This window comes from Modestobacter caceresii, assembly GCF_000761485.1.
Taxonomy (GTDB): Bacteria; Actinomycetota; Actinomycetes; order Mycobacteriales; family Geodermatophilaceae; genus Modestobacter; species Modestobacter caceresii.
On the sequence record NZ_JPMX01000064.1, the window covers coordinates 13,003 to 29,626 of the forward strand.

Sequence of the window (16,624 nt, forward strand, 5' to 3'; positions counted from 1 at the left end):
GGTGCGGGTCTGCACGCGGAGCTTGGCGTCGAGGTTGGACAGCGGCTCGTCCATCAGGAAGACCTGCGGCTTGCGCACGATCGCCCGCCCCATGGCGACCCGCTGGCGCTGACCACCGGACAGTGCCTTCGGCTTGCGGTCCAGGTAGGGCTCCAGGTCCAGCAGCCTGGCCGCCTCCTCCACCCGGGCGCGGCGCTCCTCCTTGCCCATCCCGGCGATCTTCAGCGCGAAGCCCATGTTGTCCGCGACGGTCATGTGCGGGTAGAGCGCGTAGTTCTGGAACACCATCGCGATGTCCCGGTCCTTCGGCTCGACGTCGGTGACGTCCTTGTCCCCGATCCGGATCGCGCCGCCGTCGACCTCCTCCAGGCCGGCGAGCATCCGCAGCGAGGTCGACTTGCCGCACCCGGAGGGGCCGACGAGGACCAGGAACTCGCCGTCCTCGATCTGCAGCTCGAGCTGGTCGACCGCCGGCTTGTCGCTGCCGGGGTAGAGCCGGGTCGCTCGGTCATAGGTGACGGTCGCCATCGGGCGCACTCCTGGTGGTCGGGGATGCCGGGGATCCGGGCAAGGCGGACGAGGGAGAGGAGATCGGGTGCTCGGCGGGCGGGGCCGCTGAGCAGGCGGGCCGGGGGTCAGCCAAGGGAGACCGCCGTCCAGGACACCGGGGGCAGCTCGATGGTGAGGACGCCGTCCTGCAGGTGGGCGCTCTTGTTCGTCACCGGGGCGACCCGGGTCGGCTCGGCCAGGGTGTTGACCGCGTAGGGGTCGTCGTCGTTCAGGGTGTGCGTCTCCAGGACGCGCACGTCGCCGAGGCTGCGGGCGTCGACGGTCACCGTCGTCGGCCCCTCGATCGCCCGGTTGACCAGGAAGACCGCCGTGGCGCCGGTCTCCGGGTCGTGGGTGGCGACCGCGTCGACCAGGGGGACGTCGCCGTGCTCGGTCGTGCGGTACGTCTCGCTCGACAGCTCGACGCGCAGCGCGCTGCCCCGGGCCAGGCGGGAGGTCAGCGCGAAGGGGAAGAACGTCGTCTGCCGCCAGGCCGGGCCACCGGGCTCGGTCATGATCGGCGCGATGACGTTGACCAGCTGCGCCAGGCTGGCGGAGGTGACCCGGTCGGCGTGCTTGAGCAGCGAGATGAGCAGGCTGCCGACGACGACGGCGTCGGCGACGTGGTAGGCGTCCTCGAGCAGCCGCGGTGCGTAGGGCCACTGCTCGATGTCGGTGATCTGATCCTCGGCGTGGAAGCGCTCCTGGTACCAGACGTTCCACTCGTCGAAGGCGATGTTGATCGTCTTGGCGCTGCGCAGCTCCGCCTTGACGTGGTCGGCGGTGGCGACGACGGACTCGATGAAGTGGTCCATGTCGACGGCCGAGGCGAGGAAGCCGGCCAGGTCGCCGTTGCGCTCGGCGTAGTAGGCGTGGCAGGAGATGAAGTCGACGTCCTCGTACGTGTGCTCCAGCACGGTGCGCTCCCACGCCCCGAACGTGGGCATGGCGGAGTTGGAGCTGCCGCAGACCACGAGCTCGACCGACGGGTCCAGCTGGCGCATGGCCTTGGCGGCCTGGGCGGCGATCTTCCCGTAGTCCTCCGCGCTGCGGTGCCCCAGCTGCCACGGGCCGTCCATCTCGTTGCCCAGGCACCACATCTTCACGCCGAAGGGCTCCGTGGTGCCGTCGGCGATCCGCTGGTCCGACAGGGCCGACCCGGACCGGACGTTGCTGTACTCGAGGAGGTCGAGGGCCTCCAGCACACCACGGGTGCCGAGGTTGACGGCCAGCATCAGCTCGCTGCCCGCCTTGTCGTTCCAGCGGGCGAACTCGTGCAGGCCGACCTGGTTGGTCTCCAGCGAGTGCCAGGCCAGGTCCAGGCGCTTCGGCCGGTCCTCCCGCGGCCCGACGCCGTCCTCCCACCGGTAGCCGGAGACGAAGTTGCCGCCGGGGTAGCGGATGGTCGAGACCCCGAGCTCGCGGACCAGCTCCAGCACGTCGGTCCGGAAGCCCTCCTCGTCGGCCGTCGGGTGGCCGGGCTCGTAGAGGCCGTCGTAGACGCAGCGGCCCAGGTGCTCGACGAAGGAGCCGAAGACCCGTCGGTGGACGGCTCCGATCGTGAAGCGGGGGTCGAGCGTCAGCTGTGCAGTGGGCATGGGGGTTCCTCGACGTGGGGGCGGCCGGGCCGCGCGGTGGGGTGACGGGCCTGGAACAGGTCCGTCAGAGGGAGGTGGGCGGGCAGCACGAGGCCGTGTGCCGCACCGGCCGGGGCCCGGTGGCGGGCCGCCGGGGAGCTACTTGAGGCTGCCGATGGACAGGCCGCCCTGCCAGTACCTCTGCAGACCGAGGAAGGCGGCGATCAGCGGGATGATCGACACGAGGGACCCGACGACGATCAGCGTGTAGAGCGAGACGCCGCCGCCGTTGTTGGCCCCGGCGAGCCCCTGCCAGAGGTTGATCCCGACGGTGATCGGGAAGAGCTCGGAGTCCGACAGGACGGCGAGGGGCAGGAAGTAGTTGTTCCAGGTGCCCACGACCGACAGCAGCAGCACCGTCACGATCGCCGGGCGCATGAGGGGCAGCGCGACCTGGAAGAACGTCCGGAACTCCCCCGCGCCGTCCATCCGGGCCGCGTCCAGCAGCTCGTCGGGCACGCCGTCGGCGGTGTAGACCCGCATCAGGTAGACGCCGAACGGGCTGAGCATCGACGGCAGGATCACCGCCCACGGGGTGTTGGTGAGCTCGACCTCCGACAGCATCACGAACGTGGGGATGACCAGCGCGGTCATCGGCACCATCACCGCGCCGAGCAGCAGCGCGAAGGACACCCGGCGGCCCGGGAAGTCGAACTTGGCGAACGCGTACCCGGCGAGCACGGCCAGGACGGTGGCCCCGATGCCGCCACCGAAGGCGTAGAGCAGCGAGTTGCCGAGCCACCTGAGGTAGATGCCGTCGTTGTAGGTGAACAGCGTCGAGAGGTTGTCGAAGAGGGCGAAGTCCTCCCCGAACCACAGGGCACCGTTCGGCGAGTTGAACAGCCCGCCGGGGGTCTTGGTGCTGGCCACGACGAGGAACCACAGCGGCAGCACGAAGTAGAGGACGAGGAAGGCCAGGAACAGGTGCGAGCCGGTACGACGCCGACGCGGGCGTCGGGCACGGCGCTCCCGGGGGGCGTCGACCGCGTCGTCGGCGCGGACGGGGCTGGACAGGACGCTCACTTGAGGAACCCCCCACGCTTGCGGGTCAGGAAGAGGAAGACGTAGACGCCGATGAACACCACGATGCCCAGGGCGAAGGAGATGGCCGAGGCGTAGTTGAACTGGGCGAACCGGAACGCCAGGTTGAAGGCGTAGACGTTCGGGGTGATGTCGGTGGTGATCGACCCGTTGGAGATCGGCAGCAGCACCTGTGGCTCGGTGAAGAACTGCAGGGTGCCGATGACGGCGAACACCAGGATCAGGACGAGCGCCGCGCTGATCATCGGGATCTTGATCCGGGTGGCGATCTGCCAGGCCTTCGCGCCGTCCATCCGGGCGGCCTCGTAGATGGCCGGGTCGATCCCCTGCAGCGCCGCGTAGATGATGATCATGTAGTAGCCGGCCCACTGCCAGGTCACCACGTTCGTCAGCCCGTAGAACAGGTTGTCCGGGCTCAGCAGGAACGGTGCGCTCTCCCCGAACAGCTGCTCCAGCGGCCCGAAGTTCGGGCTGTACAGGAAGCCCCACAGCACTGCGCCGATGACGGCGGGGATCGCGTAGGGCACGAAGATCATGAGCCGGGAGAACTTGGCGAAGCGGCTGGTGAGCGAGTCGAGCACCAGCGCGGCGACCAGTGCGACCAGCATCTGGGCCGGGATGACCACGATGGCGAAGCGCACGACGAACCAGACGCCGGACAGGAACGCCGGGTCGGTGAAGGCCCGGCTGTAGTTGGCCAGTCCGGCGAACTCCTCGCCCGTGGCCAGGCCGTTGGTGAAGAGGCTGAGGTAGAAGGCGTACACCAGCGGGCCGACCAGGAACAGCAGGAAGACCACGGCGAACGGGGCCAGGAACAGCCAGCCGACCATCCGGTTGCCCCGCCGCTTGCGCCGGGGTGTGCCCCGCCGTCCGGTGACCGCCGTGGCGCCTGCCGGCGGAGGCACCGGCCGTTCTGCCGTGTCCAGCGTTGCCATCACCGTCTCGCTCTCGTTCGTCCTGGGGAGGTGGGGGTGTCCGGTCCCGGAGGGGGCGCTGCGCCCCCTCCGGGACCGGACGGAGTCGTCCGGCTGGGCCGACCGCCTCAGTTGAGGGTGAAGCCCTGCTGCTCGGCGTAGGCCTCCATCTCCGCCTGCAGGTCGTCCAGCGCCTCCGAGCCGGTCTTCTCACCGGCGTTGATGGCGGCGATCTCCTCGGTGAACTGCGCGTAGAACGTGGTGCCGAAGGGGCTGTAGGTCGACCCCTCGTAGGCGTTCGCCGCCGGGATGTAGACGTCCTTGTTGGCCGTCTGGCCGTCGAAGAAGTCCGACTGGTGGTCGATGAACTCCTGCGAGTTCAGCACCGACTGGTTCAGCGGGAAGATCGTCTGCGACGTCCACCCGTCGGTCAGCGACGGCTCGTCGGCGTAGAGCTCCATCGCCACCTGCGCGGCCAGCTCCGGGTCCTCCGCCTGGCTGGTCACCGCGAGGACCGAACCACCCCAGTTGACCGAGACGGGGTTGGCCGGGTCCCACTGCGGCAGCGGGGCGACGCGCCAGGTGCCCGCGTCCGCGCCCTCACCCGCGCCGGCGCCGGTCAGGTAGCCGGGCGCCCAGGCGGCGGAGATGTAGGTGGCGTAGTCGCCGTTGATCGCACCGGAGATGTACTCGGTGGTGAACTGGTCCTGGGTGCCGATGAGCCCGTCCTCGACCAGGCCGGCCCAGTAGTCCAGCACCTCCTTGCTCTCCGGGCTGTTGAGGTCGATCTCCAGCTCGGTCGGGTTCGCCGAGTCGTAGGTCCACGGCTCCGCGCCGTTCTGCTGCATCAGCGCCACGGTGGGGGCCGGGACGTTCGCCGGGAGGTCGCCCATCAGCGGCCCACCGGCCGCCTTCAGCTCCTCCGCCGCGGCCCGGTACTCGTCCCAGGTGGTGGGCGGGGTGATGCCGTACTGGTCGAAGACGTCCTGGCGGTACATCATCGCCATCGGGCCACCGTCGATCGGGATGCCGTACACCGCATCGCCGCTGGAGACGTCGCGCCAGGCACCCTCGCCGAAGTTGCCCTCGACCTCGCTGGCGCCGTGCTCGCTCAGGTCGACCAGCGCCTCCTGCAGGGCGAAGACCGGGACGGTGTCGGTCTCGAGCATGATCACGTCCGGGGCGCCGCGGCCGGCCGAGACGGCGGTCTGGAACTTGGCGTACTCGTCGGCCCCCTGGCCGGCGTTGGTGAGGCAGACCTGCACGTCGGTGTGGGTGTCGTTGAAGTTCTCCACCACCGTCTTCATGTTCGGGTACCACGCCCACACGGAGACGACCGGCGCGTCCGCGTTGGCGATCGGCACGCTGCACGACCCACCGCCGCCGCCGCTGGCGGCGGCCTCGCCGTCCCCGCCGCCGCCACAGGCGGTGAGGCTGGTCATGACGGTCCCCGCACCGAACAGTGCGGTCATGATCTTCTTGTTCACGGGAGGTCCCTCTCGGAGTGACGGCCACGGACGCCGTCGTCGGTGGCTGGAGCCGGCTGCACGTCCGGCTCCCGGTGGAGCGAGGTGCGACGAGCTGCAGTGGGCGAGGGTGTCGCCCAGCGCCGCGCGCAGGTCCACCCGGTCGCTGGGTGGTGACCGGGAGAAGGCGCCGGAGCGCCGCACACGTTGGCGACTGTGCCGTGGAGCACCTTCTACAACGTTGTGAAGAGCAATGTGGTCCATCCCACGACCGGTGTCAAGAGGGCACTTCGCAACGCGCCGACGTGGCAGGCGGGCACGCCGCCGGACCGCCCGAGCGACCGGCTCGAGCGCTCGTCCCGGGGACGGCGCCCGGACCGGACGCCCGGCGATCCAGGCCTCAGGTCGACTCGCGCTGGACGATCGAGTAGCCCACTTCCACGTGCTGCGGGGCGATGCCCCGGTCGGCGATCCGCTGCACGACCGCCTCGACGGCCCGCTCGGCGATCTCCCGGCGCCCCGGGTCGACGGTGGTGAGCGTCGGCTGGGAGAACATGCCGTCGTCGGTGTTGTCGAAGCCGATCACCGCGACGTCGTCGGGGACCCGCCGGCCGGCCGCGATCAGGGCGTGCATGGCCCCCAGGGCGAGGGTGTCGTTGAAGGCGAACACGGCGTCGAAGTCCACCCCGGAGGTGATCAGCGCCTGCGCCGCCTCGGCACCCTCCCGGCGGTGCCACAGCTCGGCGGGGCCCAGCAGTCGCTCGTCGAACGGGATGCCCGCCGCGTCGAGCGCCGCCCGGTACCCCTGCAGCCGCAGCCCGGCCGAGCCGATCACCTCGCCGGGGTGGGACCCGACGACCGCGATGCGCCGGCGACCGCGGGCGAGGAGGTGCTCGGTGGCGGCCCGTGCGGCCGCCACGTTCTGCATGGTCACGTGGTCGACGGAGGGGTGGAAGAGGCGTTCCCCGAGCAGCACCAGCGGGGTGTCGATCTCGACCAGCGCGGCGTCCTCGGCGCTGAGCCCCAGCGGGCTGAACAGCAGCCCGTCGACCATCCGGAGCCGGGCGCTGCCGAGCAGGTCGAGCTCCCGTTTGCGGTCCCGGTTGGTCTGCTCGATGAGGACGACCAGGCCCCGGCGCTCGGCCGCCCGGATCACCTCGTCGGCGAGCTCGGCGAAGTAGGGCAGCCGCAGCTCGGGGACGGCGAGGCTGATCGCGTCGCTGCGGCCCGACCGGAGGCTGCGCGCGGATAGGTTCGGCTGGTACCCCAGCTCCGCGATGGCCTCCTGCACGCGCTGCCGGGTGCTGGGGCGGACGTGCGGGTAGTCGTTCACCACGTTCGACACCGTCTTGAAGGAGACCCCCGCAAGGCGGGCCACGTCGTGCAGTGTGGCGACCACGTGCCCGTTCCTCCCGTTGCGACCAGGCCCTCCGGCGCTGACTCGGCAGACCCGGGGGGTTCCCGGCCTCGGCGCTCTGGTCCTCCGGGAGACTGCCACAGCGCGACGTCCCCGGGGACCCCGGACGTGGCGCCGCACACCCTCGGGTGACGGCGCCGAGCCCGTCCGCCGGGCGGCGGCATAGATTCGACGACCGTGACCGCCACTGCACCGCCCGTCCGGCTGACCCAGTACGCGCACGGTGGCGGCTGCGCCTGCAAGATCCCGCCCGGCGAGCTCGAGGCGGTCGTCGCCGGGCTCACCGCCACCGGCCCGACCCACCCCGCGGCCGAGCTGGTCGTCGGCCTGGACGACGGGGACGACGCCGCCGTGGTGCGGATCGCCGGCGGCCAGGGGCTGGTGCTCACCACCGACTTCTTCACCCCGGTCGTCGACGACGCGTACACCTTCGGCCGGATCGCCGCGGCCAACGCGCTCTCCGACGTCTACGCGATGGGCGGCATCCCGGTCATGGCGGTGAACCTGCTGGGCTGGCCGCGGGACGTGCTGCCGGCCGAGCTGGCCGCGGAGGTGCTGCGCGGCGGCCTCGAGGTCGCGCACGAGGCCGGCTGTCACGTCGGCGGCGGCCACTCCATCGACGACCCCGAGCCGAAGTACGGCATGGCGGTCACCGGCCTGGTCGACCTGGACCGGCTGATCCGCAACGACGCCGCCGTCGCGGGGACGGCGCTGTCGCTGACCAAGCCGCTGGGCGTGGGCGTGCTGAACAGCCGGCACAAGAACACCGGCGAGGTGTCGGCGGAGGCGGTCGCCTCGATGACCGCGCTCAACGCCGAGGCGTCGGTGGCCGCCGTCGCCGCCGGGATCAGGGCGGGCACCGACGTCACCGGCTTCGGCCTGCTCGGCCACCTCTACAAGATGGCCCGCGCCAGCGGGGTGACCGCGGTGGTCGACGCCGCCGCCGTCCCCTACCTGGCCGGGGCCCGGCAGGCGCTGGCCGACGGCTGGGTCTCCGGCGGCACCCGGCGGAACCTGGACTGGGTGCGTCCGCACGCCGACCTGTCGGCGGTCGGCGAGGACGAGGCGCTCCTGCTGGCCGACGCGCAGACCTCCGGCGGGCTGCTGCTCGGCGGCGAGGTGCCCGGCGCCCCGGTGATCGGTGAGTTCGTCGCCCAGCAGGAGTTCGCCGTCGTCGTCCGCTGAGCTCCAGGGGGCGCCCAGCGTGTCCCCGGCGACGCGCCGGGCGACCAGTCGCTCCCGCGCCGGACGACGTCCCCGACCGGCCCCGACCACTGCCATCCTCCCGGCGGGCCCGCGGCCCGCGACGAGGCGGCCCGCTGATCGACCGGCCCGTCGAGAGGGCAGGTCATGCGGACGACGACACGATCCTGGATCTGCGGCAGCACCGGGCTGGCGCTGCTCCTGCTGGGGGCCGGCCCGGCCGCGGCAGCGCCGCCCGGCCCGGACTCCGGGAGCGGGCCGCCGGACAGTGCCATCGGCTACGCCACCGCCCTGCTGTACGGCGAGAACCGGACCGGCGAGGGCGGCGCGGAGAGCCTGTTCGAGGCCTACGCACCGGCCGGCGTGCCGGCGTTCGCCCGGGGCGAGGTGTTCATCGGGGGCTACGAGTGCCTCACCGAGGGCTCGGTGCCGGCGCAGGTGACCGGATTGGCGTCCGCACGGGCCACCGGCTGGCTCCGCTACGACTGCGGCTCCGCGGAGGGCACGGTGCGGGGGTACGCCGTCGTGCACCTGGCCTGGACCGGACAGGGCGAGGTCACCGAGCACTCCTGGACCGACGAGATGGGCTGCACCGTCACCTTGCAGGTCCGCCCGGCCCGGGTCACCGGCGGCATGCTCGCCGTGGTGCCCGGCGTCGGGTCGGCGGTGCTCACCCTCAACGCGCCGGACGACGCCGACATCCGGCAGGAACGGGTCACCTGCTGAGCGGACCACCCCCGGGGGCGGGGGTGACCCACGTCGCAGCGCCGGCGGCACTCGGTTAGCGTCCGCTCATGCTCGCTGCGTTCGTCGCCACCCCCGCCCCTGAGGACCCGCTCTCCGTGCTGGAGGTCGGTGACCGGCCGGAGCCGGAAGCCCCGGAGGGCTGGACGACGGTCCAGGTGAAGGCCGTCTCGCTGAACCACCACGACCTGTTCAGCCTCCAGGGCATCGGCCTGCCGCAGGAGCGGATGCCGATGATCCTGGGCACCGACGCGGCCGGCACCGACCCGGACGGCAACGAGGTCGTGGTGCACGGCGTCGTCGCCAGCCCGGGCTGGACCGGTGACGAGACGATGGACCCGAAGCGGTCGCTGTTCTCCGAGGTGCACCAGGGGACGATGGCCGAGCGGGTCGTCGTCCCGAAGCGGAACGTCGTCCCCAAGCCGGCCGAGCTCTCCTTCGCCGAGGCGGCCTGCCTGCCCACCGCCTGGCTGACCGCCTACCGGATGCTGTTCGTCCGCTCCGGGCTGCGCCCCGGGTCCACGGTCCTCGTGCAGGGGGCCAGCGGTGGCGTGGCCACGGCGCTGATCAAGCTCGGCAGCGCAGCCGGCTACCGGGTCTGGGTCACCGGCCGCAGCGAGGAGAAGCGGGCGGCGGCGCTCGCGCTGGGGGCGGACCAGGCGTTCGAGACCGGCGCCCGGCTGCCCCAGCGGGTGGACGGCGTGATGGAGACCGTCGGCGAGGCCACCTGGAGCCACAGCATCAAGTCGCTGAAGCCCGGCGGTGTGGTGGTGACCTGCGGGGCGACCACCGGCTTCAACCCCGGCGCCGAGCTGAACCGGGTGTTCTTCACCCAGCTGTCGGTGATCGGCTCGACGATGGGCACCCGGGACGAGTTGGACGACCTGATCCAGATGTGCCGGATCACCGGGGTACGGCCGCAGATCGACGTCGAGCTGCCATTGTCGGAGGCCCGCGACGGCTTCGCACGGATGCTCGAGGGCCGCACCGCCGGGAAGATCGTCTTCACGATCTGACCGGTCAGACCCGAACGGCGAGCCGCTTCTCGATCTTGGCGGACAGGACCGGCCGGTCCTTGTCCGCGAGGAACGGCAGGATCGGCGTCAGCTCGGGCAGCCGGGCCTTCTCGGTCATCACGATCCGGAACGCCGTCTCCACGGTGATCCCGTGGTCGGGGCGGGAGACGACGTCCACGGCGTCGCCCGCGCCCAGGTCGCCGGTCTCGAGCACGCGCAGGTAGGCGCCGGTGGCACCGTGCGCCGCGAACCGCTTCACCAGGTCGGGCACGCCCCAGAACCGGGCGAAGTTGGCGCACGGGGTGCGCCAGGCGGTCACCTGGAGGAGCGCCGTCCCGACCTGCCACTGCTCACCGATGACCGCGTTGCGCAGGTCGAGCCCGGCGGTGCGCAGGTTCTCGCCGAACCGTCCGGGCGGCAGCTCCCGGTCGAGCTCGGCCTCCCACCAGTCGGCGTCGGCCTGGGCGTAGGCGTAGACCGCCTGCCCCTCCCCGCCGTGGTGCTTCCGGTTGACCTGGACGTCGCCCTCCAGCCCCAGCGGGTGGACGGCGACCCGCCCGGCGACCGGCTTCTTGTCGATGCCGGAGCGGTTCGGGCGCTTGTCGGGCAGCGGCAGCAGGTCCGCCCCGGACACGCAGACCGCCAGCAGCCGACCGCTGACCCGCCGGGTCACTTCGGCTTGGCGGCGGTCGACTCGTTGGTGGAGAGCGCGGCCACGAAGGCCTCCTGGGGGACCTCGACGCGGCCGACCATCTTCATCCGCTTCTTGCCCTCCTTCTGCTTCTCCAGCAGCTTGCGCTTGCGGCTGATGTCACCGCCGTAGCACTTGGCCAGCACGTCCTTGCGGATGGCGCGGACGGTCTCGCGGGCGATCACCCGGGCACCGACGGCGGCCTGGATCGGCACCTCGAACTGCTGGCGCGGGATGAGCTCACGGAGCTTGCCGGCCATCAGCACGCCGTAGCTGTAGGCCTTGTCGGCGTGCACGATCGCGGAGAAGGCGTCGACGGCCTCGCCCTGCAGCAGGATGTCGACCTTCACCAGCTTCGACTCCTGCTCCCCCGCCTCCGCGTAGTCAAGGGAGGCGTAGCCGCGGGTGCGCGACTTCAGTGCGTCGAAGAAGTCGAAGATGATCTCGCCGAGCGGCAGCGTGTAGCGCAGCTCGACCCGGGACTCCGACAGGTAGTCCATGCCACCGAGCTGGCCGCGACGGCCCTGGCAGAGCTCCATGATCACGCCGGTGTAGTCGCTCGGCGCGATGATCGTCGCCTTGACGATCGGCTCGTAGATCGTGCCCAGCTTGCCGCCCGGCCAGTCACTGGGGTTGGTCACCGTGATCTCGGAGCCGTCCTCCATGACCACCCGGTACACCACGTTGGGTGCGGTGGAGATCAGGCTGATGCCCGCCTCGCGTTCCAGCCGCTCGCGGACGATCTCCAGGTGCAGCAGGCCCAGGAAGCCGACCCGGAAGCCGAAGCCCAGGGCCGCCGACGTCTCCGGCTCGTAGGTCAGCGCGGCGTCGTTGAGCAGCAGCTTGTCCAGCGCCTCCCGCAGCAGCGGGTAGTCGCTGCCGTCGATCGGGTAGAGCCCGGAGTAGACCATCGGCTTCGGATCGCGGTAGCCGCCGATCGACTCGGTCGCCGGCTTGTGCTGGAGGGTGACGGTGTCACCGACGCGGGACTGGCGGACGTCCTTCACACCGGTGATGAAGTAGCCGACCTCGCCGATGCCCAGGCTCGCGACCTGCTTGGGCTCGGGTGCGATGACGCCGATCTCCAGGAGCTCGTGCGTGGCACCCGTCGACATCATCTTGATCTTGTCCCGGGCGGAGATCCGGCCGTCGACGACGCGCACGTAGGTGATGACGCCGCGGTAGATGTCGTAGACCGAGTCGAAGATCATCGCCCGGGCGGGGCCATCGGCGTCGCCGGTCGGCGGGGGGATCTCCTGCACGATCCGGTCGAGCAGCTCCGGCACGCCCTGCCCGGTCTTGCCGCTGACCCGCAGCACGTCGTCGGGGTCGCAGCCGATGATGTGCGCGATCTCCGCGGCGTACTTCTCCGGCTGCGCCGCGGGCAGGTCGATCTTGTTGAGCACCGGGATGATCGTGAGGTCGTTCTCCAGCGCCAGGTAGAGGTTGGCCAGCGTCTGGGCCTCGATGCCCTGGGCGGCGTCGACGAGCAGGACGGCGCCCTCGCAGGCGGCCAGCGAGCGGGAGACCTCGTAGGTGAAGTCGACGTGGCCCGGGGTGTCGATCATGTCGAGCACGAACTCGGTGCCGGTGTCGTCGCCGGTGCGGGGCGTCCAGGGCAGGCGGACGTTCTGCGCCTTGATGGTGATGCCGCGCTCGCGCTCGATGTCCATCCGGTCGAGGTACTGGGCGCGCATGTTGCGCCCCTCGACGAGCCCGGTGACCTCGAGCATGCGGTCGGCCAGCGTCGACTTGCCGTGGTCGATGTGGGCGATGATGCAGAAGTTCCGGATCCGGGCGGGATCGGTGGAGGCAGGAGTCGTCACAGTGCGCCCATCGTCCCACGGACTCCGCCCCGGTAGAGCGATTGCCCGGGACGACGTCGTCCGGCGCCTCCGGAGCAGCCGCCCTGCGCCTGCCCGGTTGGGTCACCGACGGCGGGCTGGTATCTTGTGAGGCCGGTCCGCGCTGCGCTTCGTTGTGCCGTGGACGCACTGTCAGAAGTACACCTCCCTGCGACACATCCGAGGCTCACGCGTGGCGAACATCAAGTCCCAGATCAAGCGGATCAAGACCAACGAGATCGCTCGTCAGCGCAACGTCGCTGTCCGGTCCGCCCTGAAGACGCAGGTGCGGCGTTTCCGCACGGCCGCCGACGCCGGGGACAAGGCAGCGGCCGAGGCCGCCCTCGCGACCGCTTCGAAGGCGCTGGACAAGGCCGCCAGCAAGGGCGTCATCCACAAGAACCAGGCTGCGAACCGCAAGTCGGCGCTGGCCAAGAAGGTCGCCAGCCTCTGAGCTGCGCGCACCGCTCCGCGACGAGCCCCCTCCCTGCCGGGAGGGGGCTCGTCGCGTCTCTGGACCCGTCTCGTCCTCCGGGTACCCAGCTCCGACCGAGCGAGCCGTCGGCGACGACGCCGGGCCGGGGTGGACGGTCGGTGAGCCCGGGACGTCAGCGCAGCGCGCGGGCCCGACCGCCGGCCGAGGCCGCGCGGATGCCCACGATCCGGCGGACCGCCCGTTCCAGCGCGTAGTCGGCGCTGGCGGCAGCGCCCTTCACGTCGGCGTTGAGCTCGGCGACCACCCCGATCGCCTGCTGCAGCCCGTCGATGCTCCAGCCCCGCGCCTGCGCCTGCGCCTTCTTCACCTTCCACGGCGGGAGCTTGAGCTGGCGGGCCAGCTCACCGATGTTGGTGGTGTTCAGCGAGGCGACCCGGGCCGCAGTGCGCACCCCGTCGGCCAGCGCGTCGGCGACCAGCACGTGGGCCACCCCGCGGTCCAGCGCCCACCGCAGCATCTCCACCGAGCCGGCCATGTCACCGACCAGAACCCGTTCGGCGACGGTGAACCCGGTGACCTCGGCCTGGCCCCGGTGGAAGCGAGCGACGGCGTCGGCGTCGATGACCCCACCGAAGTCCGACACCAGCTGGCTGGCGGCGGCCGACAGCCCGCGGAGGTCATTGCCCACCGCCTCCAGCAACGCGGTCACCGCATCCGGGGTGATCTTGCCGCCGGCGAACCGCACCTCGTTGCGCACGAAGGCGACCCGCTCCCCCGCCGAGCTGATCTTCGGGCACTCGTCGACCGCCGCTCCGGCCGCCTTGAACGCTTTCAGCAGGGCGTCGTTGCGCTTCCCGCCGTTGTGCACGACGACCAGCGTGAGCTCCGGGTCAGGCTCCTTGGTGTAGCTCACCAGCGAGTCGGCCAGCGCCGCCGCGGACTCCTGCACCCCGGTGACGACCACCAGCCGGTGTCCACCGAACAGGGAGGGCGCGAGCACGTCGGCCAGCTGGCCGACCGCCAGCCCGGCCGCGGGGAGCTCGTGCTCCTCGCTGTCGGGGTGGCGCTCGCGGACCGCCGCGCGCACGGCGGAGACCGCCCGCGCGCGCAGCAGCTCCTCCTCGCCCACCACGACCCGGAGCCGGGACGTCGGAGCCGGAGGTGCCGCTGTTGCCACGGGGCCATGCTGCCACGCGGCGCCGACGGGTCCCGTGCGCTCCCGCGCCCGGTCGCGGCGCACCCGGCGTGCCCGCCGCGGGTGGGTCGGCCGCAGCGGTGGCGCGCAGCACGTCGTCCGGCCCCCGCACCGCCACTCCCCACTCCCCCGCCCGGCCGACCACCGCGACATCGCCGTCCCGGTCGGTCCGGTGGGTGCGCATCCCGGCGTCGGCCAGCCAGTCCAGCAGCCGCCGGGTCGGGTGGCCGTAGCTGTTGTCGGCGCCCACCGAGATCAGCGCGACGGCCGCCCCGCTGGCGGCGAGGAAGCCCGGATCGGCGTCCGCGCTGCCGTGGTGGGGCACCTTGAACACCTCGGCGCCCAGGTCGAGGCCCGCCGCCACCAGGCGCGCCTCCGCCTCCGCGCCGAGGTCCCCGGTGAGCAGCACCCGGACTCCGCGCTGGGTGGCCCGGACGACGAGGCTCAGGTCGTTGGGCTCTGCCCCGGCGACGGCCTCGGCCGGATCGGGAGCCAGCACCTCGAGGTCGGCGCTGCCGACCGTGCGCCGATCGCCCGGCACGAGGACCGCGTGGCGCGCAGCCGCCCCGGCCACCGCCCGGCCCAGCTGGGGGACCCGTTCGTCGTCGGGCGCCAGCGTCCCGGTGGCCACCTCACCGACGTCCCGCCCGGCCAGCGCGCCGGCCAGCCCACCCACGTGGTCGGCGTCCAGGTGCGAGAGCAGGACCAGCGGCAGCCGCGCCACCCCGAGTCGGCGCAGGCAGCCGTCGATGAGGGCCGGGTCCGGCCCCGCGTCGACCAGCACCGCCTCGCCCGGACCGGTCGGCAGCACGAGCGCATCACCCTGGCCGACGTCGCAGGCCACCACGACCGTGTCCGCCAGCGGCCAACCCCGGCTGAGCTGGCGCAGCGGCCAGCCGATGAGCACGACCCCCACCACGGCGGCCAGCGCCAGCGGACGCAGCCGGGGCCAGCGCCACAGCGCCCCGACCACGCCGGTCAGGACGACGGCCAGCAGGACCGCGCCCCGGGCGCCGACCGGCCAGCCGGTGGCACCGTCGGGCACGGCCGCGGCGCGCTCGGCGACGACGACCAGCCAGCGCACCGGCCAACCGGCGAGCCAGGTGAGCCCGTCGGCCAGCCAGGGCGCTGCGGGCGACACCAGGGCGGCCAGCACGCCCAGCACGGTCGCCGGGGCCACCGCGGGCGCGGCCAGCAGGTTGGCCGGCAGGGACACCAGGCTGACCAGCCCGGAGAGGCCGGCGATCAGAGGTGCGGTGACCACGCCGGCGGCCGCACTGACCGCGACGGCATCGGCCAGCGGCCGGGGCGCGCGGTGCCGGCGGAGCGCCCGGGACCAGCCCGGTGACAGCAGCACGATCGCCGCCGTGGCGGAGACCGAGAGCCCGAACCCGGGATCGGTCGCCAGCCCCGGCGCGAGGAGCAGCAGCACCAGGACGGTGAACGCCAGCGCCGGGACCGCGGCACGGGCCCGGCCGGAGGCCAGCGCCAGCACCGCCACCGCGCCCATGGCCGCGGCCCGCAACACGCTGGCCCCCGGGCGGGCGAGGACGACGAACCCGGCGATCGCCAGACCCGCGGCCAGCGCCTGCCACCGCCGGTCGACGGCCCGGGCCCGCAGCGGCCACAACACCAGCGCCACCACGATCGCCACGTTGGCCCCGGAGACGGCCGTCAGGTGCGCCAGGCCCGCGACCCGGAACTCCTCCACCAGGGCGGGGTCCATGGCGCTGGTGTCGCCCACGACCAGGCCGGGGAGCAGGCCGGCGGGGCGGTCGGGCAGGGTGCGGGCAGCCGAGTCGGTCAGCCCGGCGCGCAGGGACCCGGCCGCGTCCTGCACGACACCCGGCCCACCGATCGGATCGGGCGGTGACCGCGCCGACAGCACGGCCACGACATCGTCCCCGGGCTCCGCAGGGCGCACCAGGACGTGGAGGCGCACCGACTGACCGGGGAGCAGCCCGGCCCACTCCTCTGCCGTGCCGAAGAGCAGCACCGGGTCGCCGGCCACGATCCGGCCGGCGGCCTGGGAGACGGTCCCGTCGACGAGCACCCGGGCCGGTCCGGCACCGACCACCGGCCGCGGGTCGTCGGTCAGCTCCATGACCACCTCGACGACCGATCCGCGGTCGGCGAGCGCCAGCAGGGGTGACGCCGCCCGAGCCTGGGCCCGGACCGCCGCGGTGGCCCCGGTGACGGTGACCGCGGCCAGGCAGCCGATGACGACGCCGCGGGCCGCGACCCCTCGGAGCGTGCCCACCCGCCCGGGGCCGCCGGACAGCAGCAGACCAGCGGCACCGAGGGCCGCGACCACCGCGAGGGTGAGGAGCAGCCCGGCGGGCAGCTGGGGTGCCAGCAGGGTCAGCACCCACACGGTGGCCGCGGGTGGGACGAGTCGGAGGTCGAGCCACGACCACCGCTCCGTCGAAGGCGCCCGGTGGACCGGGCGCCGGGTACCCGGCGGTGGCATG

General features: G+C 72.6%; 13 protein-coding genes and 1 pseudogene. 4 read left to right on the forward strand and 10 right to left on the reverse strand.

The features are described 5' to 3' along the window. The 6 genes from IN07_RS26400 to IN07_RS14270 all read right to left on the reverse strand — a co-directional run. Nucleotides 1-528, reverse strand: a 528-nt coding sequence (locus tag IN07_RS26400; protein ID WP_231558380.1) for an ABC transporter ATP-binding protein, incomplete at its 3' end; no start/stop codon positions are given. Between the two features lie 107 nt (nucleotides 529-635). Beyond that, entirely contained in the window at nucleotides 636-2,147 is a 1,512-nt protein-coding gene (gene arfA / locus IN07_RS14250) for an arabinosylfuranosidase ArfA (protein WP_036336662.1), read from the reverse strand. Nucleotides 2,148-2,285: 138 nt separating this feature from the next. Further along, nucleotides 2,286-3,209 carry a carbohydrate ABC transporter permease gene (locus tag IN07_RS14255; protein WP_063124219.1) on the reverse strand — a complete coding sequence of 308 codons (924 nt, stop codon included), beginning with the start codon at nucleotides 3,207-3,209 and terminating at the stop codon, nucleotides 2,286-2,288. Next, nucleotides 3,206-4,132 (reverse strand): carbohydrate ABC transporter permease, encoded by a 927-nt coding sequence (locus tag IN07_RS14260; protein ID WP_052091279.1) that lies wholly within the window; start codon nucleotides 4,130-4,132, stop codon nucleotides 3,206-3,208. The genes IN07_RS14255 and IN07_RS14260 overlap by 4 nt, the downstream gene beginning before the upstream one ends. Nucleotides 4,133-4,269: 137 nt before the next feature. Beyond that, entirely contained in the window at nucleotides 4,270-5,628 is a 1,359-nt protein-coding gene (locus IN07_RS14265; RefSeq protein WP_197058486.1) for an extracellular solute-binding protein, read from the reverse strand. Between the two features lie 379 nt (nucleotides 5,629-6,007). Continuing rightward, entirely contained in the window at nucleotides 6,008-6,985 is a 978-nt protein-coding gene (locus IN07_RS14270; protein ID WP_197058487.1) for a LacI family DNA-binding transcriptional regulator, read from the reverse strand. A 216-nt stretch (nucleotides 6,986-7,201) separates the two neighbouring features. On the opposite strand from IN07_RS14270, the gene selD reads away from it, so the two are divergent. The 3 genes from selD (at nucleotide 7,202) to IN07_RS14285 (ending at nucleotide 9,987) form a co-directional block, all read left to right on the forward strand. Next, nucleotides 7,202-8,209, forward strand: a complete 1,008-nt coding sequence (gene selD / locus IN07_RS14275) for a selenide, water dikinase SelD (RefSeq protein WP_036336668.1) — start codon at nucleotides 7,202-7,204, stop codon at nucleotides 8,207-8,209. 165 nt (nucleotides 8,210-8,374) lie between these two features. Then, nucleotides 8,375-8,953 (forward strand): hypothetical protein, encoded by a 579-nt coding sequence (locus IN07_RS14280; protein ID WP_036336670.1) that lies wholly within the window; start codon nucleotides 8,375-8,377, stop codon nucleotides 8,951-8,953. Between the two features lie 68 nt (nucleotides 8,954-9,021). Further along, nucleotides 9,022-9,987 (forward strand): zinc-binding dehydrogenase, encoded by a 966-nt coding sequence (locus IN07_RS14285; RefSeq protein WP_036336672.1) that lies wholly within the window; start codon nucleotides 9,022-9,024, stop codon nucleotides 9,985-9,987. Nucleotides 9,988-9,991: 4 nt separating this feature from the next. Here IN07_RS14285 and IN07_RS14290 read toward each other — a convergent pair whose 3' ends face one another. Together IN07_RS14290 and lepA are read right to left on the reverse strand one after the other, a co-directional pair. Next, the gene (locus tag IN07_RS14290; RefSeq protein WP_036336674.1) at nucleotides 9,992-10,660 is read right to left on the reverse strand and encodes an MOSC domain-containing protein; all 669 of its coding nucleotides are present in this window, start codon (nucleotides 10,658-10,660) and stop codon (nucleotides 9,992-9,994) included. Further along, nucleotides 10,657-12,504 (reverse strand): translation elongation factor 4, encoded by a 1,848-nt coding sequence (gene lepA, locus IN07_RS14295; RefSeq protein ID WP_036336676.1) that lies wholly within the window; start codon nucleotides 12,502-12,504, stop codon nucleotides 10,657-10,659. Before lepA ends, IN07_RS14290 begins: the two co-directional genes overlap by 4 nt. Before the next feature lie 211 nt (nucleotides 12,505-12,715). Here lepA and rpsT point away from each other — a divergent pair, with 211 nt between their 5' ends. Beyond that, a complete protein-coding gene (gene rpsT / locus IN07_RS14300) occupies nucleotides 12,716-12,976 on the forward strand; it encodes a 30S ribosomal protein S20 (protein WP_036336679.1) in 261 nt (86 codons plus the stop codon). A gap of 154 nt (nucleotides 12,977-13,130) precedes the next feature. On the opposite strand, the gene holA is transcribed toward rpsT, so the two are convergent. Both holA and IN07_RS24755 read right to left on the reverse strand, forming a co-directional pair. Continuing rightward, nucleotides 13,131-14,135, reverse strand: coding sequence for a DNA polymerase III subunit delta (gene holA / locus IN07_RS25830; protein ID WP_036336681.1), 1,005 nt, complete (start codon nucleotides 14,133-14,135; stop codon nucleotides 13,131-13,133). A 331-nt stretch (nucleotides 14,136-14,466) separates the two neighbouring features. Further along, nucleotides 14,467-16,623, reverse strand: a pseudogene (locus IN07_RS24755) (ComEC/Rec2 family competence protein); the annotation flags it as partial. Nucleotide 16,624 lies beyond the last annotated feature (1 nt).

Coding starts and splice junctions, on each gene's coding strand:
- arfA (WP_036336662.1), bottom strand. CDS start 2,147: ATGCCCACTGCACAGCTGACGCTCGACCCCCGCTTCACGATCGGAGCC.
- IN07_RS14280 (WP_036336670.1), top strand. CDS start 8,375: ATGCGGACGACGACACGATCCTGGATCTGCGGCAGCACCGGGCTGGCG.
- IN07_RS14285 (WP_036336672.1), top strand. CDS start 9,022: ATGCTCGCTGCGTTCGTCGCCACCCCCGCCCCTGAGGACCCGCTCTCC.